A 20,301-nucleotide genomic window follows, 5' to 3' on the forward strand; every position below is an offset into this window, starting at 1 on the left:
GGCTGCTGGCTGCTGGCTGCTGGCTGCTGGCTGCTGGCTGCTGGCTGCCGGCGGCCGCACCGCCATGGCCGGTTACCTTGCCGCAGTTGCTGAATGGGCATCAGCACAGTGGCCGCCCCCTGCCGTTGGGAGCGGACAACGCCGTGCCCGAAGCGCATGGACTGACTGGTCGGTACGTGCTCTCGTGAGCCCTCATCAGGGGTACTGCCGTCAGGGGCAATGCCCGCGCAAGGCATCGCCCGAGCCAGGCGATGCGCGCTTCCCTGCCCGCCAGGAGAGCTCCATGGCCCATCAGCACGTCCATCCGCACACCCCCCAGCTGCATCAAAGACCCCGGCCCCACGCGCCGGGCAGATCCTTCGCGCTCGTCAACGGACTGACCTTCGCGGTCCACCTCCTGCTCGCCTGCACCGCCGAGGACCTGCTGGCCACGCGAGTCGCCGGACAGATCACCCTCGGCGTCGTCGCACTCCTCGCCCAGGGTTCGCTCCTGGTGTGGACGGCGGCGCGCTACGACCGCGCCCCCTACGGCGACGCCCACGACGGGGCCCTCTACGGCGAGTCCGCGTGCGAGCCGCAGGGGGAGCGCTGATGCTTCCTCAGATGCTGCTCGCCGCAGGGACACCCGGCTCCCTCGACCTGGACGCGGACACCCGCTCCTGGGTCCTCGTCGGCTTTCTGACGTTCATCGTCCCGATGCTGCTCATCTGTGTGCTCAACGGCCCCGAGCGCGACCGGGTCAACGACTTCTACACCGCGGGCCGCAGGCTGCGCCCCGTGCAGGGCGCCATCGTCCTCTCCGGCGTCTATCTCTCGGCCGCGACCGTGCTCGGTACGACGGGAACCGTCGCGGTCTTCGGCTTCGACGGCCTGTTCGTCGCCCTGTGCACCGTGCTGTCGCTCGGCGTCCTGCTCCTGCTGTCCGGCCCGCTGCGCGAGCGCGGCAGCTACACCCTCGGTGACACCTTCGCCCTGCGCGCCCCGGGGCCCGCCGTGCGGATCGCGGCCGCCGTCGTCACGCTGAGCGCCTGTATCCCGTATCTGATCGTCCAGCTCTCCGGCGCGGGGCGGACCACCGCCGTGCTGCTCGGCCTTTCCGGGCCGGGTGCCGAACAGACCGTCATCGTCATGATCGGCACGCTCGTCGTCTGCGCCACGGCCTTCGGCGGGATGCGAGGCATGATCGCGCTTCAGATGATCAAGACAGCGTTCCTGCTTGTCATGGCGCTCGCCGTGGCAGCGGTGCTGCTCCACCGCTTCCACTGGAGCGCCGACTCTCTCATCGACGCCGCCGCTCAGGGCAGCGGCCGACCCGAGGGCTATCTGCGTCCGGGCCTGCGCTTCGCCGCCGGCGGCCCGGTCGAGAGCACGCTCGACTTCATCGGCCTGATGATCACCGTGGTGCTGGGCGTGGCGTGCCTGCCCCATGTAGCCACCCAGCTCAACACCGCGCCCGACCCGGCCGCCGCCCGACGTACGGTCCGCCACACCATCGGCATCGTCGGCGCCGTCTGCCTCGTCACCACGGTGATGGGATTCGGTGCCGCGGCGGTGATCGGTGCCCCGAAGATTCTCGCCGCCGACCCCGGAGCCACCAGCAGCCTGCTGATGCTCACCGGCGATCTCGCAGGAGGATCGACGGCGAAGACGGGCGAGGCATGGCTCGTCGTGCTGGTCGCCTGCGCGGTGTTCCTCACGACGCTCGCGGTCGTCGCGAGCGTGACCCTGGCGGCGGCGGGCGCGGTCGCCCACGATCTCGTCACCAACGTCGTGCGCCGCGGGCGCACCACCGAGGGCCGGGAGGTGGCCGCGGCCCGTATCGCGTCCGCCCTGGTCGGGGTACTGAGCATCTGCGGTGCGGTGTGGGTCCAGGGCTGGAACATGGGCTTCCTGTCCACGCTCTCCCTGGCCGTGGCGGCCTCCTGCCTGCTCCCGGCGCTGGTGTACGCGTTGTTCTGGAGCGGCTTCACCCGCCGGGGGCTGCTGTGGACGCTGTACGGCGGCCTGGGCTCCGCGATCGGACTCCAGGTGTGCAGCCCCGTATTCTCGGGCAACCCGATGGCGCTGGTGCCCGAGTGGCACATCGACTGGTTCCCGCTCCAGACCGTCGCCCTGGTGTCGCTGCCCGTCGCGTTCCTGCTCGGCTGGCTCGGCAGCGTGACGGGACAGCGGCATACGGCCCCGGTGGCGGAGGCGCCCGTCAAGCCTGAGGCCCTGACGTACTGACGCAGGAAAGCGGCGGTTGGCGGAGCGCCCTCACACGCTCCACCGGCCGCTGCCCCAGAACGTTTCACCGCCTCGCGCCGACCACGACTGAGCCAGCCGCGACCTCGTCGACACGCTGGTCCGCTCGCGCGGCCAGGAGAGCGGCCCACGCTTCGGTATCGCCCCCGGGGTGCGGTTCATACCCTGTCGTCGCGGTCCAGGAGGCTGTGGGAACCGATGCGGCGAAGATTTGACGGACACGCGTGAACCGCTGCGGAGACGCGTAACACCGCCGATGCGGAACGTCGTCCCCGGTACGGATCTCGTGATGACCGGGGCGCGTCGCCGCATGGCCACTTCGGTCTGCAACTCGGCCGCGCGGGCCACCCGCTGCTGCACCACGCGCACTGCCCGGTCGCGGTCGTACCGCAGTTGGCGTGAACGCTGTCCCCTCAGGAGGCGGCCCGCTAGCGGCATCCGCGGCGACGGACCATGCTTTGTCTACAGTGATCAGCCCGCGGTGCACCAGGGGCTCCACGAAGGGATTGGGCCGGAGCGACGGCCTGTACGCCCCTGGGAGGTGTTGCCGTGGTTGTACGAGCCGGTGTTCGAAGACCGCTACCGGGCGGCGGTGTTCACCCGCCAGCCCACCTTGTTCACCGCCTCGCGTCACCGACACCCGGCTGTTCTTCAAGCTCTATCCAGATGCCAGCGGCTGCAGCGTCCACATCACCTCCGCCGGCGAACGCCCACAACCCCTCAGCCCGCGCCGGTACTTCCATCCCCGGCAGAGCCCGTAAGTGCGGTCGCGCTGTACTCCCAACCCGCCTCGCCCCCACCCTCGCGGAGGCCGCTGGTGTCCGCGATGTCGTCGAGCGGGCCGCCGACCAGATGGTCCCTGCTGTCGGCCGGGAGCCCTGGCACTGCTGACAGTGGAAGACGGACGCCTGAGCATTCGCACTGGTCAGAGCAGTACGTCAGGTTTGGTTGCGGCGCTGTTTTCCGCTGTGCCGGCGGAGTCGGTCGGTGTGACGCGTGAGGTCATCGACGCGCGCGGCTAGGTCGGGGTGGCCGGATGTCAGATACGGGTGCGTGTCCGCCAGAGGTGCGACGAGCGTGGCCGGGTCGTTGTCGGCGAGGGCCTCAGTGAGCTCGGCGAGTGGGGCACGGGCGGGGGCGGGCAGGTCGGTGAGGGTGGTGATCTGGCCGGCGAGTTGGCGCAGGCTGGCGGCGTTGGCGCGGGCCCAGGCGGTGACGGTGCGGTCGGCGGCGCGGCGGTCGCGGGTGGCTCTTACTCGCTGTTCGCCTGTGGAGCCTGGGTTTCCGGGGCGGCCGCGTAGGTAGCGGCGTTCGGCGGCTTGGCGGCTGGCGACGCCGAGGGGGTGGGCGAGGTCGGCCCAGCTGGCTCCCGCGTCGCGGGCAGTTTCGATCAGACCGGTCTCCCATCCGGCGAGTTGCTCGCGGACCTGTCGCAGCAGCATCAGGGATGCCAGCGCCTGCTCCGGCGCGGGCGCATCGGAGGTGTCCGGGGACTGTAGCTGGGCGTCGCGTAGGGCGTCGTCCATGGCGGTAAGAGCTGCCGCGGCGGCGAGGAACGACGCCGGGCTGTGGGCGTTCGTATGGGTCGTGGACGGCTGGTCGGCTGCGGTCACGGACACCACCCCTCGGGTTTGTCGTCGTGTGGACGACCTCGTGTTTGTCATCCATTGGATGACATGTTACAACAGTGTCAGTGAGCGCATTGGCAGCAACTGCCTGAACCTGCTGGAGGTGTTTTCACGATGTTGATGCGCACTGACCCCTTCCGTGAGCTGGATCGGCTGGCGCAGCAGCTGATGGGTCCGGGGACTTGGTCGAAGCCGTCGGCGATGCCGATGGACGCCTACCGCGAGGGTGACGAGTACGTGGTCGCGTTCGACCTTCCCGGTGTCACCGCCGACGCGATCGACATCGACGTCGAGCGGAACATGCTGACCGTCAAGGCCGAGCGCAGGCCGGTGGCGAAGGCCGACGACGTGCATATGGAGCTGTCCGAGCGGCCGCTGGGTGCCTTCTCCCGCCAGATCGTGCTCGCGGACACCCTCGACACCGAGCACATCGAGGCCGACTACGACGCGGGCGTGCTCACCCTGCGCATCCCGATTGCCGAGCGCGCCAAGCCCCGCAAGATCTCCATCGGCGTCGGATCCGGCCGCAAGGAGATCTCCGGCTGACACCGGCCGGACCGGTGCGGAGGACGGGCACCTGATCTCCCCCCAACCTCGTCCTCCGCACCCCCGTGGGCAGTCCGAAGAAGAAGGGGTGGCGGCCGAGATGACTCTGCGACGCGAAGCGTTCCTCGGCCACGTGAAGGAACGCGGCGATTACGACACTGTGGAGGAAGCCGAGCGCGCGGCCCGTGTGGTGCTCGCCCTGCTCGGCGCGCACCTTGTCGGCGACGTCCGCGCCCAGTTCGCGGCGCGCCTGCCGGAAGAGTTCGCACTGATCCTGCTCAACCCGCTGCAGAGCGCTGAACCGCTGCCCCCGGAGCGGTTCGTCCGCGCAACCGCAGCCTGGATCGCGGGCGCCACCGAGCAGACCGCGACCTGGGACGTCAGCGCCGTGCTGTCCACCGTCGCCGACGCCACCGGCGAGGACCTGCTGGGGCAGATCCTGCTCCAGCTTCCCGCCGGCTACGACCTGCTCTTCGGCCGCCCCAAGACCACCTGACCATCCGTGTACCCCGGTGCCCGACAACCGGCCACAGCAAGAAAGGCAACCACCCCAGTGATCTCCGACCGGCACGCACCGCACCAGCAGCCGTACGGGACGGCATACGAGCAGATGCTGGAGAAGGTCCGCTACGAGGGCGCATACCCCACCCGCGAGAGAGCGGACGAAGCTGTCCGCCTGGTTCTTGCCGGACTGGGACGCCAGCTGACCGGCGACGAACGCGTCGACCTGGCGCGCTGCCTGCCCTGGGAAGCCGCGCGTGTACTGACCGCACAGATCCCCGATACCCAGCACCTGACCGGTTGGGCCTTCGTCAAGAACCTTGCCGCCCGCACCGGCGCCTCCCTGGCCACCACCCGTTGGGACACCGGCTCCGTCTTCTCCGCCGTCTCCGCCTACGCCGGCCCCAACCTGATCACCCGCATCCTCCACCAGCTCCCCACCGGCTACGCCCTGCTGTTCGGCCGCGCCGAACTCACCCCGGCCGCCTAAACGACGACGAACGTGCTCGGGCGGGCGCGAACAACACACGGGCACACGCGGACGAGCGCATCGTTTCTTGAGCCGGCAGGAACGCTGTGCCCGTCCGCGTATGACCACCGTGCGCACCGGTCCGGCAGCGGAGGCCACCCGGGTGCGCATCGGGTGCGCAGTGGAGTCCCCTCGGTGGGCACCATCCGATGAGGGAGTGCGGTGCATCGTGCGCAACTCATCGCGCCGCGGGCCCTGGTGCGCGCCTCCGCGAGCCGCCGTTCCCAGTGGCCGGTGTGCGTGGCGCGCGACGGCGACCGGGAGTCGGCTCTACGATCCGCGCGGTGGGACACCCCCCGGCACAGAAGGCCGCGACGGCGGCACGCGGGCGGCAGACGAGAAAGCGGCCCGGCACGGCGTGGCGCCTCGGTGACAGGTGGATGACGTCGTCTCACGTCTCTGGTTGGTCCGGCCGGCCCAGCCTGCCGCGTGCCGGGGTGTCGAGTACGGGGCTGCCCTCGCGCAGATCCCGCGAGGTGGCCGAGGCCTGCTCGTGCCAGCGGCCGTACCGCTCGGCGAGGGACACGGCCGAGATGCCGTGCAGGAGGACGCTGAGACCGACGGTGATCGCGACCACCCGCCCGAGCAGTTCCACCCCCGGGACGTGTTCCTCCACCACCAGCAGCGCCAGGACCACGGAGGCGAGACCGCGCGGCCCGAACCAGCCGATGTACGCCACGGTGGGTAGCCGCAGCCCGCTGCCGGCGAGCGAGAGAGCCACGGGCAGCATCCTGACCACGGTGAGGCTGAGGACGGCGTACAGGATGATCCGCCAGTTCAGGTGCTCGAGCGCGGGGCCGAGCAGCACCGCCCCGAACACGAGAAGGCTGATCGCAGCGAGGAGTTCCCCGAGGTTCTCGGTGCACTCGGCTGTGTGGTCCGGCTGTCCCGTGTCGTTCTCGATCCTGTGGCGGCGCAGTGCGAACCCGCAGGCGAACCCGGCGACCCACGCGGCGATGAAGCCGCTGCCGTCCGTCACGACGGCGAGTTCGTACGCCCCCGCGGCGACGGCCGGCAGATAGAGCTGCCGCCACTCCCGCGTGACCCATCCCTTGGCCCGGGACCACTGCAGAAGACGCCCACCGACCCACCCGACCAGCAGCCCCAGCGCGGTGCTCAGCACCAGGGCCCGCCAGAAGACGCCGACCACGCCCTCCTCCGCGTAGTGCGTGCCCGGGATGGCTGCCAGGAACATGAGGAAGAACGGCAGCACCATGCCGTCGTTCAGGCCGCTTTCGACATTCAGTCCGTGACGTACGAGCGCCGGGACCCGGGGGTGGGTGATGGCGGTCTTTCCGAGGGCGGCGTCGGTCGGGGCGAGGATGGCGCCGACGAGCGCGAGCTCCCACATCGTCAGCCCCGGCAACAGCGGCCAGGCGAGCAGCCAGCCGGCCCCGATACTCAGCGGAAGCCCGATTCCCAGCAGCCGACCAGGCATAAATCCGCCGGTCCGAAGGTCTCGTCTGCGCACCGACATGGCATCGGTGAACAGCACCAGCCCCAGAGTGATTTCGAGAAGCGCGACGATCGGCGCGGCGTCGTGCGCCAAGTCGACGATGTCCAGCACCGCTGGTCCGATGAGGATGCCGGAAGCGACGAACACCATCCCCGACGAGATCGGCGTCGTGGACAGCCGACGCGAGCTCAGCGCGTACGCGGCAGTGACACCGGCCACCGCGGCGCCCGTCCAAGCCCCACTGCTCATGTTCCAGCCCTCCGGATGATCGCCTCCGCCCCTTCTACAGGTCGGCTTACCGCTGCCTGCCGACGCCTGCGGGGACACGCCGGGCCGCACCGCCCAGGAAGTGGAACGGCGCGTCGCGGTCGGCCGGGAACGTGCGGCGCTGTCACACCGCCGAAAAGCAGACGACTCTGAACACAGGAACTTGACGGGGGAGACCACGTTGTGGACGACCTGGTCCGGGTCCTGCACCACCAGCCATCCCCGGATCGTGTACCCGGTGCTCACCGAGGTCCAGCCAGGCGACCTGCTGCACGTCGCGGGCTTCCTTGTGCGGCCCGACGACCCGGCGGTGCCCGCCCGGCTCAGCGTCGATGCCCTGGAGGTCCTGGTCCTGGCCACCGCACCGGCGCGAGCGCTGCAAATGCAGCAGCACGCTGCACGCACCGGGATGCTGTTCGCAAGCGCGCCGAGGGAAAACGCCATGCCCAGGCCGTGATCGCCCTTGCCCGCCGCCCAACGTCCCGTGCGCCCTGATCCTCGACCGGCGGCTCTACGAGTTCGCCCCACCACAGCCCACCGGTCAGGTGCTGCCACGAAAATCGAGGCGATGAGCCTTGCCCTCCCGGCAGACTGCGGGCATGTCCACCGATGTCAGCGGAATGATCGAGTGCAGGCCCTTGGCCCGGATCTTCGGAGAGGACGACGAGGACGCGGTATGGCACGCCGCCATTGATCTCTTCCTCCTCAATACCGGCAACGCCTATGACGCCTTCGCTTGCCTCTTCGGCGTCCGCAACTCCTTCGGGTTCCGACCGCTGTCCGAGGACCGCGGCCTGCCGGAGGACGCTTCCGAGGGACTGCGAGGGGCGTTCAACGCCTGGGGTGGGCCACAAGACGCGCACGGAGCGACGTGGATCAGCTGGGCCGAGTTGGCAGCCGCCGACTGGGACGAGACCGATCGGTCCGGCACACGCAGCCGAAGCACCGTGGCCGGGGCGGGGACCCACTGGGCGCCAGTCTGGGACGTCATGAGGACCCTGGCCGAGCTGCATGGCCCAGAGCACGTGCGCCTCGCGGTCTGGTTCGACTGATCATGGAACTGAGAGGGCGGTAAGTCTGTTTCCAGTGCTGTCCGACTTCCCCGCCAACGATCGCAAGGAGCGGCCCTCATAGCATTGTTTTAGACGGGTGTGCGCATTGATGTCGGGGAGGACGCCGTGGCCGTCTATGAACTCAAGAACCGTCTGGTCGTCGGTATCGCCTCCAGTGCGCTGTTCGACCTGGAAGAGGCGGATGCGGTCTTCCGGGATCAGGGGGAGGAGGCCTACCGCGCCTGCCAGGAGGAGCATCTGGACGACACGCTGGACAAAGGAGTCGCCTTTCCGTTCATCCGCAGGCTCCTGTCCCTGAACGACCTCTCACCCGACGACCCTCTGGTCGAGGTCATCATCCTGTCCCGCAACGATCCCGACACTGGGCTGAGGGTCATGAGATCCATCCAGTCACACGGCCTGCCGATCAGCCGGGCCATCTTCATGCAGGGCCGCTCGCCCTACCGCTTCATGCCCGCCTTGAAGATGTCCCTGTTCCTGTCCGCGAACGAGACCGACGTCCGCGAGGCCGTCACGCTTGGGCTGCCCGCCGGTCGCGTCCTCGGTCCTGCCACGGCGGACGAGGACGATGACCAGGATTTGCGGATCGCCTTCGACTTCGACGGAGTCCTCGCCGACGACGCCTCGGAACAGATCTACCAGGCCGACGGCATCAAGGGCTTCCACTCCCACGAGACGACGAATGCCGCCACCCCGCACGACCCGGGACCACTACGGGACTTCCTCGCCGGCATCAACCGGCTCCAGCAGCGCGAAGAAGAACAGCGGGCACAAGACTCCGACTACAAGATCCGCGTCCACGTCTCCCTTGTTACCGCCCGTAGCGCACCCGCTCACGAACGCCCGGTGCGCAGCCTGAAGAACTGGGGCGTGACCGTCAACGACGCCTTCTTCCTCGGCGGCATAGACAAGAGCACGATCATGGAGGTACTCAAGCCCCACATCTTCTTCGACGACCAGGTCAGCCACCTGACCGGCACCGCCCCCAGCACCCCCAGCGTGCACGTCCCCTTCGGGAAGATAAACCAACGCGCGCCCGGCACCCGAGCAAGCTCGGCCATGAGCCCCGTGCCGGGCAACGCCGACGCCGACGCCGGGGACGGCCCGTCTGCGACGACGTAACCGCCCCTTCACACAGGGCCGTTGGCCGAGCCGAGCCGGATCCTGTTGCCCCTTCGGGAAGGGTACGGCGGTGGCCCATGCGCTGCAGTAGACGGTGACGGGCCTTTGGTCAGGCCTTGACTTAAGAGTGGACGCCGCCGGGGAGGTTCCGCTGCCGCTGCGAGCAGTGGCGGACAGTCCGGGCTGGGCGATGAGGGTATTGATGCGCGGGAGGATGCGGTACTGCTCGTCGATGCTGCCGATCACATACGGCGTCAAGGTCAGGAAATCGTGGTGCTCGCTCTTGTCTGCGAGGGCGGCTGAGAGTCTCTGCCCATGGACGCTCTTGCGCGGCCTGCCAGCGGTGGCAACCGCGGCATCATTCGAAGACGACATGGGTGGTGCGGGTCACCAACGGGTGTCATGACGCCGGGGCTCGTCGGCGGCCCCGGCATCATGGCGATCGAGAGTGCTAAAAAGCCGCCGTCGTGGTGCCGTTGATCACGAACTGCGAGCCCGGTTCGATGAGGACGTTCCCGTCGGCCGAGTCGCTGATGCTCACATTGGTCAGTGTCGCGCTACCGCGTGCGCCTCCCATCGCGCGGATACCCGCGCCGTTGTTGGAATTGGTGATCTTCACGTTGTCGATCTTGGCGTTCGGTACGGCACCGCCACCCGTCTTGAACTGGATGCCGTCGTAGGTCGAGTCGTGGATCTCCGTGTCGCGGATCGTGACGCCCGGGATGTCGGGGCCCGCCGCGAAAAGCGTGATGGCGCCGAACTCCTGGGCCTCGCCCCAGAACGCGCCGCCCGTACGGTACAACCCGTTGTTGGCGATCAACGTCTGTCCCGAGAACGGGATCGGATCGTGGTCCGTGGCGAGCATGATGCCCGGGTAGTTCATGGTGTCGTAGACGAGGTTGTTCTCGATGGTGTTGCCGTAACCGCCGTACACGGCGATGCCGTTGGCGCGCCACGGCAGCTGGACGGTGTTGTTGCGGAAGTGGTTGTCGTGGCCGATGTCCACCGACTGGTCCTTCACGTACTTGCTGGCCCACACCGCGAGCGCGTCGTCACCGGTGTTGCGGAACGAGGAGTTGAACACGGTCGAGTTGCGCGTCCCGTTGGTGAAGTTCACGCCGTCGGCATAGGTGTTGCGGATGCGCATGCCGCTGAACTCCAGGCGGTCGCCGGGGCCCCACAGGTCGGGGATGTTGGAGTAGTCGCGGCCCACCCAGACGCCCACGTTGGCGTGCTCGATCCATACGTTCGTGATCTTGGTGTCCTCGCCGAAACGGCCGTTGAGGCCGACTCCGCCCTCCGCGCCGCCGTCGCCGCCGCGAATGGTGCCCGAGCCGAAGATGGCGATGTCGGAGATCTTGGTGTTGTCGTCGATGTCGAAGCCGAAGTTGCCCTCGTGCGGGTGGTTGATGCCGCCGGCCTGGTGCGGCGGGGTCAGGGTGTAGAGCTGGGAGTGCCACATGCCTGCGCCGCGGATCGTGACGTCCCGGATGCCCACCTGGTTGTAGTCGCCCCGGTTCAGCGGGTCGTCGGTGAGGATCTTCTGTTCCTGGCGCCACTGCCCGGCCGGGATCCACACACAGTCGATGGTTCCGTTCTGGTCGGCCGTCACCGCCCGCTGGATGGCGTCCGTGTCGTCGATGCCGTCGTTCGGGATGGCGCCGAATTCGGTGATCGAGGTGCACTCGGCGGGCTTGCTCGCGGCCGGCGCCACCTGCTCCAGGTCGATCATGTCGACGATGTAGTACGCGGCGTTGTCACCGGCGTCGCGCTGCAGCTTGAACTTGGTGCCCGCCGGATACGTCTGCGACAGCAGCGCGTGCGACTCGTCGAACAGCCGTCGCGCATCGGTCTGCGGGGTGTTGGTCAGGCCCTCGGGGTCATCGGAGTTGCCGTACAGCCAGCTGTACTTGGAGGTGAGGGTCAGCTTCTGCACGAACGTGCCGTTCGCATACAGGCTGAGCGTGGCCTCCTGGCCGCCGCCGCCCGGGGCGTCCGGGATCGAGTTGCGCACGACGATGGAGTTCGACGCGCTGGTCGAGGTGAACTCCACGTACTGTCCTGAGGAGTTGAGGCGTACGGACTCACGCCCCGACGACTCGGTGGCGAAGTTGGTGTGCCCGAAGGTGCGTTCGCTGTCGGTCTGCAGGAGCGTGCCCGTGTACTGGGCGTCCTCGGCCTCATACTCCACGTACGGCACCGCCGCGCCACGGCCTACCACGATCGAGCGCGCGAACACGTTGTTGTTCTCGTTGGTCTCGGTGACCACGCGGGTGGCGTCCGCGGTGGCGGTGAGGGTGGCGCCACCGTTGGTCGCGGTCCAGCTGCCGCCGACGGCCACGGTGGCGGTGTCACCGGCGGAGATCGCGGGAGTGGTGCCATTGAGCGTGGTTCCGCCGACGGTCAGTCGGGTGACCGAGCCGGCGCCGGCGGCGCTGGTGCCACGGTTGTGCACCTTCACGTTGAAGGTGACGTTCGAGCCCACGGCCGGGTTGGCCGGGCTGGAGACGATGCCCGTGACCTCCAGGTCGGGACCGGGGGCCTGGCCGACGACCAGCTTCGCGTTCGCCGTCCGGCTGTTGTTGCTGTTGTCCAGCTCAGCCACGGTGTCGTTGGGGTCGACCACCGCGGAGACGGTGTAGCTGCCCATTGCCCGCTTGCCGACCGTGACCGGGACGCTCGCCGTCTCTCCCACCCCGAGGGCGCGCACCGAGCCGCTGCCGGCGACCGTGCCGCCCAGACTGACGTTGAGCGTGGTCGCGGCCCCGGCCGCGGAACCGCCGTTGCGCACGGTGGCGTTCACCGTGACTGCGTCGCTCTCGCTCGGCGCTGCGGGAGTCCAGGTGAGGTCGGTGACGGTGAGGTCCGGGTTGGGGGCCGCGACTCCGGTGACCTGGAACTCGGCTACCTGGCCGCCGAAGCCGGAGCTGTTGGTGTAGATCTTCAGCTGGACGTCGGCGTAGCGACCGGTCACCGGGATCGTCACCGCGTTCTGGTTCGACGACGGATTGAAGGTGTAGTCGGCGCGCGCCTTGAGCGAGGTGTACGCGGAGGCGTTCTGCGCACGCCCGAGCACCTCGATGTTCTGGGTACGGGTTGACCATGCGGCGTCGGGGTTGAGTTTGACCACGACCCCTTCGAGGTCCGCGTCGGCGCCCAGCTTCACCGTGAGCGTCGACGGACTGCCGCTGGACTCCCAGTAGGTGCTCACGTTGTTGTCGTTGGCGTTGGCGGCCACGTAGTTCTGCGTCGAGGAGGACGCCTCGATCGGCTTGTTGACCGCCAGATTGGTCCCGTTCACAGGCGGCGGGGCCTCGCCCTCCTCCCCGTAGATCTCCAGCTCGGATACCTGCGCCGCGGGCCAACCGGTGTTCGCGGTCACCTGCACCCGCACGTACCGGACGTCCGTGGAGTCGAAGTCGACCGTGACTCTGCTTGATCGTGACGGGTCGAACTGCCGCCCGGCGGAGCCGGAAAGGGTGCTGAAGCTGCTGCCGTCACTGCTGCCCAGAACTCTCAGGGTCTGCGTACGGGCCTCCCATGAGGTGGGGAGCTTCAGAACGACCTGGTCGATCGCGGCGCTGCCGCCGAGGTCGACCTGAATCCACTGCGGGAAGGCGTTGGACGGGCTTTCCCAGTACGTCTGCTGGCTTCCGTCAGTGACGTTCCCTGCGGGATAGCCACTGTGGGACCCACTCGCCGTGGCGGTCTTGCCCAGGGCCAGGTTGGGGCCCGCGGCTTCGGCTGCGGAGGCGGCGACGGGCAGGAGCCCGACGGTGGTGAGACCCGCTATCAGCGAGCTGACGACCAACCGCCGGACGGAGTGCGTCCATCTCATGGTGTCCTCTGTTCCACGGGGATTCAGGGATCCGTGCAGAGCGGGACACATCCGGCAGATCTGTCCACACTCGGTGAACTTGCGCGTGTGCCTACGAAATTTGAGTGATTCAGTCGAAGTTTTGCGTGCAGCACGTCACAGATTTCATGGAGGCCTTGAGATTGTCAACGGCTCTCACCGGACTGTCCTGTTGCACCCTTGGACCTCGGGGCAACAGGAGAGACACGGGCCCCGGCCGAGCATCATCGCCTCGGCGGGGTTGGTGGCCTGCAGATGACTGGGCGTCAGCGACCACGGCGCGCAGCGCGTCCTCGAGGTCGAGGTCGCCGGGCAGCCTGTCAGGGCGAAGGCGCCGCGGAAGACGACGCTGCTGCGGGCGCCGGCCGCCCTGCAGAACGTGGAACTGCGGCACGGCCGACGTCCAGGTCGGCGTCCGGCCCGAAAACGTCAAGGATCCGCCCTGGGCAGCCCCTCCGTGACGATTCGTAGTTGGCTAAGCCGGGGGCTCCGGTCACCATGCCTTGATGACCGGCGCGTCGGGTTCGTGCTGCCGCCAGGTGTCGTTGAGGCGTGCGATCCGGTCCGCGGCGGCGATGCCGCACAGGGACGCGACCTTGCCGTCACTGACTTCGAACGCCACGGCGCCCACGACCCGGTTGTCGACCACGGCGAGGACGGCCGGTGAGCCGTTGACCAGGGCGATATGCATGGCGGGCGAACCGCCGGCCAGCCGCCGCTTCGCCGGCGTGGGCTTGAAACCGGCCCGCACGTAGGAGGCGACCCGCTCGCGCGTCTTGTACCGCAACAGCCGCGTGGCCAGTCCGGCGCCGTCCGAGACCGCCGTCACGTCGTCCGTGAGCAGCGCCACCAGCCGTTCGGTGCGCCCCGACGTGGCAGCCGCGAGGAATTCCTCGACGACCCGGCGCGCGGACGCGGGGTCGGCCTCGCCGCCGCGGCGGCGCTCGGCGGCGACCCGGATCCGGGCCCGGTGGACATGCTGCTGGCTCGCGGATTCGGTGATGTCGAGGATGCCGGCGATCTCGGCGTGGCTGTACGAGAAAGCCTCACGCAGGACGTAGACGGCCCGTTCGACCGGCGAGAGCCGCTCCATCAGGGTCAGGACGGCGAGGGACACCGATTCGCGCTGCTCGAAGGCATCGGCCGGGCCGAGCATGGGGTCGCCCTCGAGGAGCGGCTCAGGCAACCAGGCACCGGACGCTCGCTCGTGGCGCACCTGCGCCGAGCGGAGCCGGTCGAGGCAGAGATTGGTGACGACCTTGGTCAGCCACGCTTCCGGTACCTCGACCCGTCCGCGGTCTGTGGCCTGCCAGCGCAGGAACGTGTCCTGCACGGCGTCCTCGGCGTCGGCGGCCGAGCCGAGCAGACGGTACGCGAGCGAGGCCAGCCGGCCCCGGCTGGCCTCGAACCGATCGATGGCTGCGCTGTCCATGCTGAACAGCCTATGCAGTGGCCCTTGCACCGGCCCGGTCAGGCGCGGTGGCCAGGCGGCGCTTGCGCTTCGGCATGCCGAAGGTGGGGTGGGCGATGCCCCACCCGGCCCCCTTGAGCACGCCCGACTTCAGCCGCGCGGCGGTCCGGCCGCCCAGGTACCAGGACTTCGACCGGGCGTCCCTGTCCACCATCTGGAAGATTGCGTCCCGTCGCCCGAGGCTGATGTGGTTGCCGTGGTACTTCAGCCCGGTGGTCGGGACCTCGCTGCCCGTCAGGCGCGAAATGATCGCGGCGGTCGCCTGCATGTTGGTGAAGCCGGCCGAGGCGCAGGACATCGGCAGCGGCCGGCCGTTGTCGCCGAGGGCGTAGGCGCAGTCACCGGCGGCGTAGACGTCCAGGTGGGAGACCGAGCGCATGGTGCGGTCGACGACGATCTGGCCGGTCTCGGCGATCTCCAGGCCGCTGGCGGCCGCGAGGGGGTGCACGGCGAAACCGGCCGACCACACGGTCACGTCGGCGGGGATGGACGTGCCGTCGGTGGCGATCGCCCGTGTCGGCTCGACGGTTTCGATGCCAGTGTGCTCGTGGACGGTGATGCCGAGCCGGTCGAAGGCATGGCGCAGGTGACGGCGCGCCTTCGGGGAGAGCCAGGCGCCCAGCTCACCGCGGGCGGCGAGCGCGACCGACAGGTCGGGCCGGGACTCGGCGAACTCGGTGGCGGTCTCGATGCCGGTCAGCCCCTCACCGACGATCAGCACGGTGCCGCCCTCGCCCAGTGCGGCCAAGCGCTCGCGCAGGCGCAGCGCCGAGGACCGGCCGGTCACATCGAAGGCGTACTCGGCCACGCCGGGGACGCCATGGTGGGCTACGGAGCTGCCGAGCGCGTAGAGAAGGGTGTCGTAGGCGATCTCGCCGTCGCCGTCCTCGCCGGTCACGGCGACGGTCTTGCGCCCGGGGTCGACGCTGGTGACGAGCGCCAGGCACAGCCGCACCCCGGTGCCCGCGAATACGTCGGCGAGCCTGCGGGACGCGAGGTCCTGGCCGATCGCGAGCTGGTGGAGCCGCATCCGCTCAACGAAGTCGGGCACGGCGTTGACGACGGTGATCTCGATGTCGGCGGGGGAGAGCCGACGGGCCAGGTTTCCGGCGGCGAAAGCCCCGGCATATCCGGCGCCGAGTACGACGATGCGGTGCTTCATGCTGTTGCTCCTGTCTCGTTCGCGTGCCCCTCGAACGAGACGGCGCCGCGATTACTGACAGGAGCCGGATGTGATGCCAGTCACCTAACTCAGGCCGTGTCCCATGACTGGCAGCCTGACCGGTGGGATCTCCGAGCGGCGGTGATCCCGCTGCAAAGACGACGCAACAGAGAGGAGCGGCGGCACTGGTTCGGGGGAGCGCGCTTGTGGAGGGGGTGGAGTGCCCTCGTCATCGTCGTAGCCCCAATTGAGTGGCCACCGTGAGCCTTGCGGGACGGGTAGTTCTTGGCGTGGTGGGGTCCGAAATGGTGTGGTGAGCGGCGCCGGGGCTGTTGACGCTTGCACCCCGGCTGGGTCGCTTCACCGGGCGCGATGCTCAAGGAGGTCTTCGACCTCCTCACTGCCGGCGCCTAGGAAGCGGTCGGTGCCTTCGGTGTGCCAGTGGTTGGAACCTGCGATCCAGTCCCGGACACCGGCCCAGAAGGTAGAGCCTCTCGTCGGACGCTGAGTGAGAGGCAAGCCGCAGGTCGGGGAGCTGCGGATCCCGTTGGGTGGTGGTGACGCAGTGGCGCGTGTAGCCGGATCCGTAGCCTCTGCCTTTCCTGACGTGCGACGCAGCGCTGCGACCTGCGCGCTGATTGAGTCGTGCTGGTGAAGGGGGCGTGGCGCTGCCCGATGTGACTCCCCGGTCTGACCCAACTCGCCCTCGTCGAACGCACCCGATCAGCACCGAGCGGGACGTGTATCCATTCGTGTCCCGTGGGCTGCCGTGTTCGTTTGCAGGACTGGGCCCGGTCCGGGCATCGCCAGTCCTTGAGTGAGCCGTAGGACCGTTTGAAGCCGAATACGTGAATGCGTTCGGTCGGACTGAGGGCTCGAGAACTTCTGAGCCGGGGTGCGCAGCTATGTGGAGGGTGCAGTGGTGAGTTCACTTGACCCGGTACTGCGGGTGCGGGGTGTACGGAAGGGCTACCGGCAGCGTCCTGTCCTGCGCGGTGTGTCGCTTGACCTTCCTGCGGGTCAACTGGTGGGCATCGTCGGTGAGAACGGCGCCGGTAAGAGCACCCTGCTCCGCATCCTGGCCGGAGATCTCGTCGCTGACAGCGGTGCAGTGGAGCGGGCGGGCCTGCTGGGCTGCTGCCCGCAGGACACCGTGCTTCACCCGGCATTCACCGTTGAGCAGCACTTGCAGTTCTTCCAGGCCGCCTACGGCATCGGCAGCCTGACCAGCGCCTAAGAGCTGTTGGAGCGGTGAACTTCAGCGACTGTCGGCACGAACAGGTGGCCGCGCTCAGCGGCGGCACACGCCAAAAGCTCAACCTGGTCCTTGCCCTGATGCACGACCCTCAGGTGCTGCTGTTGGACGAGCCGTATCAGGGCTTCGACTGGGAGACCTACCTGCGGTTCTGGGATTTGGCAGCCGACTTGCGGGACCGGGGCTGCGCGGTACTGGTGGTTTCCCACCTTGCCTACGATGCCGCCCGCCTGGACGCCTTGTACCGACTTGAGGCCGGCGTACTGCAGGAGACGGAGCAGACCGAAGCGGGAGTGGCGGCGGTATGACGCGGTGGTGGTCCTGCTTCCGTACGGCCTTGCGGTTCGCGCTGATCGAGCAGGCCCGCAATCGGCTGGCGCTGCTCATCGTGGTCCTGTTCGTGCCGCTGTGGACCACGCTGGCGTTCACGGTGGTGGCCTCTGCCCCCTTGCGGTTTCGGATTCGTCCGGCCGGCCGCACCGTGGTCGTGGACGGCAATGTCCTGCTCCAGATCAACGGTGCGCTGCAGGCCCTGTCGCTGGTCATCGCGTTCATGATGTTCGTCGCCACAGTCCGCTCCGCACCGTTCGATCAGCGCCTGGTACGCGCCGGCTTTTTCCGGTCGGGCCTCGCGCTCGCCAAGTGCAGTGCGCTCCTTCTGGTCGCCGCCGCGGTCGCTGCCTACACCGCCGCGTGGATGCACTTGTTCTGGCGACCTGAGCAGCACCTGGTACTCGCCGCGGGCATGTTCACCTGCGCCTTGGTCCACGGCGGTATCGGGATGGTGCTGGCGGCCGTGGTGCGCAGCGAGCTGGCCGGCATGTTCCTCGCCATCATGATCAGTTCTATTGATCTGGTGCTGCGGAACCCGCTGATCAACCCGGACGCGGACAGTCTCGTGGTGCGTTTGCTGCCGGCCTACGCAGCGGTGCAGACCTCGGTGGCTGCCGCCGGTCTGCAGGTGGTGACGGCCAGTTGCCTCCTGCTGGGCGGAGGCTGGGCGGTGGGCATGGCCGCGCTGGGCATTACCGCCTTCGCCGCCCGGACCCGCACCCGCCTCCCGCGCGCGGGGGCCAAGGCAGCGTCGAGGGGCGTCGAGCAGGCTGCGTCGGTGTCGTGACCGGCCCGGCGCGAGTGTCGTTTGGACGATGAGCGCCGCTGGACGGTGAACGCCGAGCGCGGCGACAGCGTGACCATGTGAGGGACGGGGGCTTTCAGGGTGCCGGACGACGAGGCTGCGGCTTCGGCCGCGTCACCGCTCGCATCAGCCGCGCCGCCCGGCCAAGGGCGCTCGGCGGTGCAGGACTTGGTGCCTCGAACGGAGGCGCGCTGGGCGTGGCTGCTCAGCGACGGCGGCGACCCCCGGAACTGGATGCTGCTCCTGGCCCCGCTGCTGGGCTGGCACGCCGACGGCTGGGCCGGCATTGGCTGGGGCGTGGTCGCTGCGGTGTTCACCGCGGTGCTGCCCACGTTGCTCCTTCGGCTCGGCGAGCACCGCCAGTACTGGGGAGACCGGCATGTGCGGGGGCGGCACGACCGCATTGTGGCGGCCCCAGGGGTGATGGCCTCGGTCATCACCGGCACCGCACTGCTGTATGGGCTGGATGCTCCCGTCGAGGTGACGGCCCTGGTGGCGGCGATGGTCGCCGTTCTGCTCGCTCTGCTGGTGATCACTTTCTTCTGGAAAGTGTCGGTGCACTCCGCCATTGCCTCTGGTGCCCTCGCCATTCTCGCAACGGTCTTCGGCCCCTGGTTGCTCCTTTTGGCTCCCGTGGTGGTGCTGATCGGCTGGTCCCGCATCCGGCTGCGCTGCCACACCGCCGGCCAGGTCAGCGTCGGGTTCCTCATCGGCGCAGCCGTCAGCTCACCCGTCTTCGACCTCGTGAGGTGATGGGCATGAACCCATTCCCGGTTCCCAGTCCCGCCGATCTCGTACTGGTCAAGGCTGAAGAGCTTGCGGAGCATCCGGACGCCAACGCGAGGATCGGGGCGGTACTGCACCTGACCGGCGCTGTGCCCGATCTCGCGGGCCTGCGCGCTTACGTCACCGCGCGTCTGGACGGCCTGCCCTGTCTGACGCACGTCCTGACCGAAAAGGGGCCGACCGCACGGTGGATGCCAGCGGACCCGGACATGACCCGGCACATCCGCGCCCAGCACGTCGGCGGCGATCCGGAGGCTCTCGAGACGGCAGTGCGTCGTGCGCTGCGAGAGCCGTGGCCGGAGGAAGCCCTGGCCTGGCGCATGATCCTTCTGCACGGTCACGTGCCCGACGGGTTCGCTCTGCTGTATCTCAGCCACCACGCGGTTCAGGACGGTGCCAACATCGTCGCGGTGGTGGATGCGCTGTTCGGTCCGCGCCCGCTGACTCAACAACTCCCCGCGCCCACCCGGGACGCCTCCCAGACCCCACGGGCCGGCCTGCGCCAAACCGCCCGCAGCACCGTGACTCTACTGCGCCACGCGCGCCGGCACCGCCTGTGGCAATCCACCTCGCATCCGCTGTCGAGCCGCCGCCACCTGCTGTGGACCCAGGCACCCTCCGCCGGTCTGCGCGCCGCGGCCCGCGCCGGTGGGGCCAGCATCAACGATGTCTACCTCACTGCTGTGGTCCACGCGATCACCCAGTGGGCCAAGGACGCTTGGCCCCGCGCCGCAGGCACGACGATCCCTGTGGTGGTCCCCGTCAACGTGCGCACGCCCGACGTAGTCGCGGCCCCAGGCAACCGGCTGTTCCTGACCCGGATCGATCTGCCCGACGGCACCATGCCGGTGAACCGGCGCCTGGCACGCACGCGGGCCGTCACCTCCGTGCTGAAGCCCGCCGGACACAAGAGGGTGCTGAGAGCGGCCCTCACCCGACTTCCCCGGCGGCTGCTCCAGCTCCTCGTGGACGCGAGCACCGTCCCGGGCCGGCTCACCATCTGCGCCTCCTACCTCGTGGTGCGTCAGCCTCTGCACTACGTCGAGGCTGCAGTGCACCGCATCGACCCCATCATGTGCTGCCCGCCCGGCGTCCCCCTGGCCGTCGTGGCGACGACATACGAAGACACCACCAGCGTCTCCTTCCGCATCGACACCGCGCTTCCCGGCGCCGAAAGCCTTCCCGAACGCCGGCGCCAGACCGTCACGGAGCTGACGCGCGCGACCCCGCTACCCCGGGGCAGCACCCCGTAGGCGCCTGAACGGGC

17 protein-coding genes and 2 pseudogenes are annotated in these 20,301 nt (G+C 68.9%); 13 read left to right on the top strand and 6 right to left on the bottom strand.

Features of this window, described 5'->3' with window-relative positions:
* Window positions 1–283 precede the first annotated feature (283 nt).
* From ACZ7L5_RS19075 to ACZ7L5_RS19085, 3 genes and pseudogenes are all read left to right on the top strand, one after another.
* Window positions 284–592 (top strand): hypothetical protein, encoded by a 309-nt coding sequence (locus ACZ7L5_RS19075; protein WP_471517990.1) that lies wholly within the window; start codon window positions 284–286, stop codon window positions 590–592.
* Window positions 592–2,226, top strand: a complete 1,635-nt coding sequence (locus tag ACZ7L5_RS19080; RefSeq protein WP_471517991.1) for a sodium/solute symporter — start codon at window positions 592–594, stop codon at window positions 2,224–2,226. The genes ACZ7L5_RS19075 and ACZ7L5_RS19080 overlap by 1 nt, the downstream gene beginning before the upstream one ends.
* 298 nt (window positions 2,227–2,524) lie before the next feature.
* A pseudogene (locus ACZ7L5_RS19085) lies at window positions 2,525–2,646 on the top strand (universal stress protein); the annotation flags it as partial.
* A gap of 318 nt (window positions 2,647–2,964) precedes the next feature.
* Here the strand turns inward: ACZ7L5_RS19085 and ACZ7L5_RS19090 are convergent.
* Both ACZ7L5_RS19090 and ACZ7L5_RS19095 read right to left on the bottom strand, forming a co-directional pair.
* Complete coding sequence (locus ACZ7L5_RS19090) at window positions 2,965–3,129, bottom strand: hypothetical protein (protein WP_471517993.1); 165 nt, start codon at window positions 3,127–3,129, stop codon at window positions 2,965–2,967.
* Window positions 3,130–3,182: 53 nt separating this feature from the next.
* Window positions 3,183–3,857, bottom strand: a complete 675-nt coding sequence (locus ACZ7L5_RS19095; RefSeq protein WP_471517994.1) for a type III effector protein — start codon at window positions 3,855–3,857, stop codon at window positions 3,183–3,185.
* Window positions 3,858–3,986: 129 nt separating this feature from the next.
* Here ACZ7L5_RS19095 and ACZ7L5_RS19100 point away from each other — a divergent pair, with 129 nt between their 5' ends.
* From ACZ7L5_RS19100 to ACZ7L5_RS19110, 3 genes are all read left to right on the top strand, one after another.
* Window positions 3,987–4,418 carry an Hsp20/alpha crystallin family protein gene (locus tag ACZ7L5_RS19100; RefSeq protein WP_471517996.1) on the top strand — a complete coding sequence of 144 codons (432 nt, stop codon included), beginning with the start codon at window positions 3,987–3,989 and terminating at the stop codon, window positions 4,416–4,418.
* Between the two features lie 100 nt (window positions 4,419–4,518).
* Window positions 4,519–4,914, top strand: a complete 396-nt coding sequence (locus tag ACZ7L5_RS19105) for a DUF2267 domain-containing protein (protein ID WP_471517998.1) — start codon at window positions 4,519–4,521, stop codon at window positions 4,912–4,914.
* A 57-nt stretch (window positions 4,915–4,971) separates the two neighbouring features.
* On the top strand, window positions 4,972–5,409 hold the full coding sequence (locus tag ACZ7L5_RS19110) for a DUF2267 domain-containing protein (RefSeq protein ID WP_471518000.1): 438 nt from the start codon (window positions 4,972–4,974) through the stop codon (window positions 5,407–5,409).
* Between the two features lie 430 nt (window positions 5,410–5,839).
* On the opposite strand, the gene ACZ7L5_RS19115 is transcribed toward ACZ7L5_RS19110, so the two are convergent.
* On the bottom strand, window positions 5,840–7,153 hold the full coding sequence (locus tag ACZ7L5_RS19115) for a cation:proton antiporter (RefSeq protein ID WP_471518002.1): 1,314 nt from the start codon (window positions 7,151–7,153) through the stop codon (window positions 5,840–5,842).
* Between the two features lie 256 nt (window positions 7,154–7,409).
* Here ACZ7L5_RS19115 and ACZ7L5_RS19120 point away from each other — a divergent pair, with 256 nt between their 5' ends.
* From ACZ7L5_RS19120 to ACZ7L5_RS19130, 3 genes are all read left to right on the top strand, one after another.
* Window positions 7,410–7,628, top strand: a complete 219-nt coding sequence (locus ACZ7L5_RS19120) for a hypothetical protein (RefSeq protein WP_471518003.1) — start codon at window positions 7,410–7,412, stop codon at window positions 7,626–7,628.
* Between the two features lie 142 nt (window positions 7,629–7,770).
* Window positions 7,771–8,223: a hypothetical protein gene (locus ACZ7L5_RS19125; RefSeq protein WP_471518004.1), complete on the top strand. Its 453-nt coding sequence runs from the start codon at window positions 7,771–7,773 to the stop codon at window positions 8,221–8,223.
* 126 nt (window positions 8,224–8,349) lie between these two features.
* Window positions 8,350–9,366: a 5'-nucleotidase gene (locus ACZ7L5_RS19130; protein WP_471518005.1), complete on the top strand. Its 1,017-nt coding sequence runs from the start codon at window positions 8,350–8,352 to the stop codon at window positions 9,364–9,366.
* Window positions 9,367–9,817: 451 nt separating this feature from the next.
* On the opposite strand, the gene ACZ7L5_RS19135 is transcribed toward ACZ7L5_RS19130, so the two are convergent.
* The 3 genes from ACZ7L5_RS19135 to ACZ7L5_RS19145 all read right to left on the bottom strand — a co-directional run bounded on the left by ACZ7L5_RS19135 (window position 9,818) and on the right by ACZ7L5_RS19145 (window position 15,855).
* Window positions 9,818–13,204, bottom strand: coding sequence for a CARDB domain-containing protein (locus ACZ7L5_RS19135; RefSeq protein WP_471518006.1), 3,387 nt, complete (start codon window positions 13,202–13,204; stop codon window positions 9,818–9,820).
* Window positions 13,205–13,715: 511 nt separating this feature from the next.
* Complete coding sequence (locus ACZ7L5_RS19140) at window positions 13,716–14,654, bottom strand: sigma-70 family RNA polymerase sigma factor (RefSeq protein WP_471518007.1); 939 nt, start codon at window positions 14,652–14,654, stop codon at window positions 13,716–13,718.
* A gap of 10 nt (window positions 14,655–14,664) precedes the next feature.
* Window positions 14,665–15,855: an NAD(P)/FAD-dependent oxidoreductase gene (locus tag ACZ7L5_RS19145; RefSeq protein ID WP_471518008.1), complete on the bottom strand. Its 1,191-nt coding sequence runs from the start codon at window positions 15,853–15,855 to the stop codon at window positions 14,665–14,667.
* A 943-nt stretch (window positions 15,856–16,798) separates the two neighbouring features.
* Here ACZ7L5_RS19145 and ACZ7L5_RS19150 point away from each other — a divergent pair.
* From ACZ7L5_RS19150 to ACZ7L5_RS19165, 4 genes and pseudogenes are all read left to right on the top strand, one after another.
* A pseudogene (locus ACZ7L5_RS19150) lies at window positions 16,799–17,418 on the top strand (ABC transporter ATP-binding protein).
* A gap of 29 nt (window positions 17,419–17,447) precedes the next feature.
* Window positions 17,448–18,230, top strand: coding sequence for an ABC transporter permease (locus tag ACZ7L5_RS19155; protein ID WP_471518009.1), 783 nt, complete (start codon window positions 17,448–17,450; stop codon window positions 18,228–18,230).
* 99 nt (window positions 18,231–18,329) lie between these two features.
* Window positions 18,330–19,001 (top strand): hypothetical protein, encoded by a 672-nt coding sequence (locus ACZ7L5_RS19160; protein ID WP_471518010.1) that lies wholly within the window; start codon window positions 18,330–18,332, stop codon window positions 18,999–19,001.
* Window positions 19,002–19,006: 5 nt separating this feature from the next.
* The gene (locus tag ACZ7L5_RS19165; protein ID WP_471518011.1) at window positions 19,007–20,287 is read left to right on the top strand and encodes a hypothetical protein; all 1,281 of its coding nucleotides are present in this window, start codon (window positions 19,007–19,009) and stop codon (window positions 20,285–20,287) included.
* Window positions 20,288–20,301: the final 14 nt, after the last annotated feature.

The organism is Streptomyces sp. NPDC107528, assembly GCF_055639295.1.

Bases quoted from the DNA above. Each gene is read 5' to 3' on its own strand.
- ACZ7L5_RS19075 (WP_471517990.1), top strand. From the start codon at position 284: ATGGCCCATCAGCACGTCCATCCGCACACCCCCCAGCTGCATCAAAGA.
- ACZ7L5_RS19080 (WP_471517991.1), top strand. From the start codon at position 592: ATGCTTCCTCAGATGCTGCTCGCCGCAGGGACACCCGGCTCCCTCGAC.
- ACZ7L5_RS19100 (WP_471517996.1), top strand. From the start codon at position 3,987: ATGTTGATGCGCACTGACCCCTTCCGTGAGCTGGATCGGCTGGCGCAG.
- ACZ7L5_RS19105 (WP_471517998.1), top strand. From the start codon at position 4,519: ATGACTCTGCGACGCGAAGCGTTCCTCGGCCACGTGAAGGAACGCGGC.
- ACZ7L5_RS19115 (WP_471518002.1), bottom strand. From the start codon at position 7,153: ATGAGCAGTGGGGCTTGGACGGGCGCCGCGGTGGCCGGTGTCACTGCC.
- ACZ7L5_RS19125 (WP_471518004.1), top strand. From the start codon at position 7,771: ATGTCCACCGATGTCAGCGGAATGATCGAGTGCAGGCCCTTGGCCCGG.
- ACZ7L5_RS19135 (WP_471518006.1), bottom strand. From the start codon at position 13,204: ATGAGATGGACGCACTCCGTCCGGCGGTTGGTCGTCAGCTCGCTGATA.
- ACZ7L5_RS19140 (WP_471518007.1), bottom strand. From the start codon at position 14,654: ATGGACAGCGCAGCCATCGATCGGTTCGAGGCCAGCCGGGGCCGGCTG.
- ACZ7L5_RS19145 (WP_471518008.1), bottom strand. From the start codon at position 15,855: ATGAAGCACCGCATCGTCGTACTCGGCGCCGGATATGCCGGGGCTTTC.
- ACZ7L5_RS19165 (WP_471518011.1), top strand. From the start codon at position 19,007: ATGAACCCATTCCCGGTTCCCAGTCCCGCCGATCTCGTACTGGTCAAG.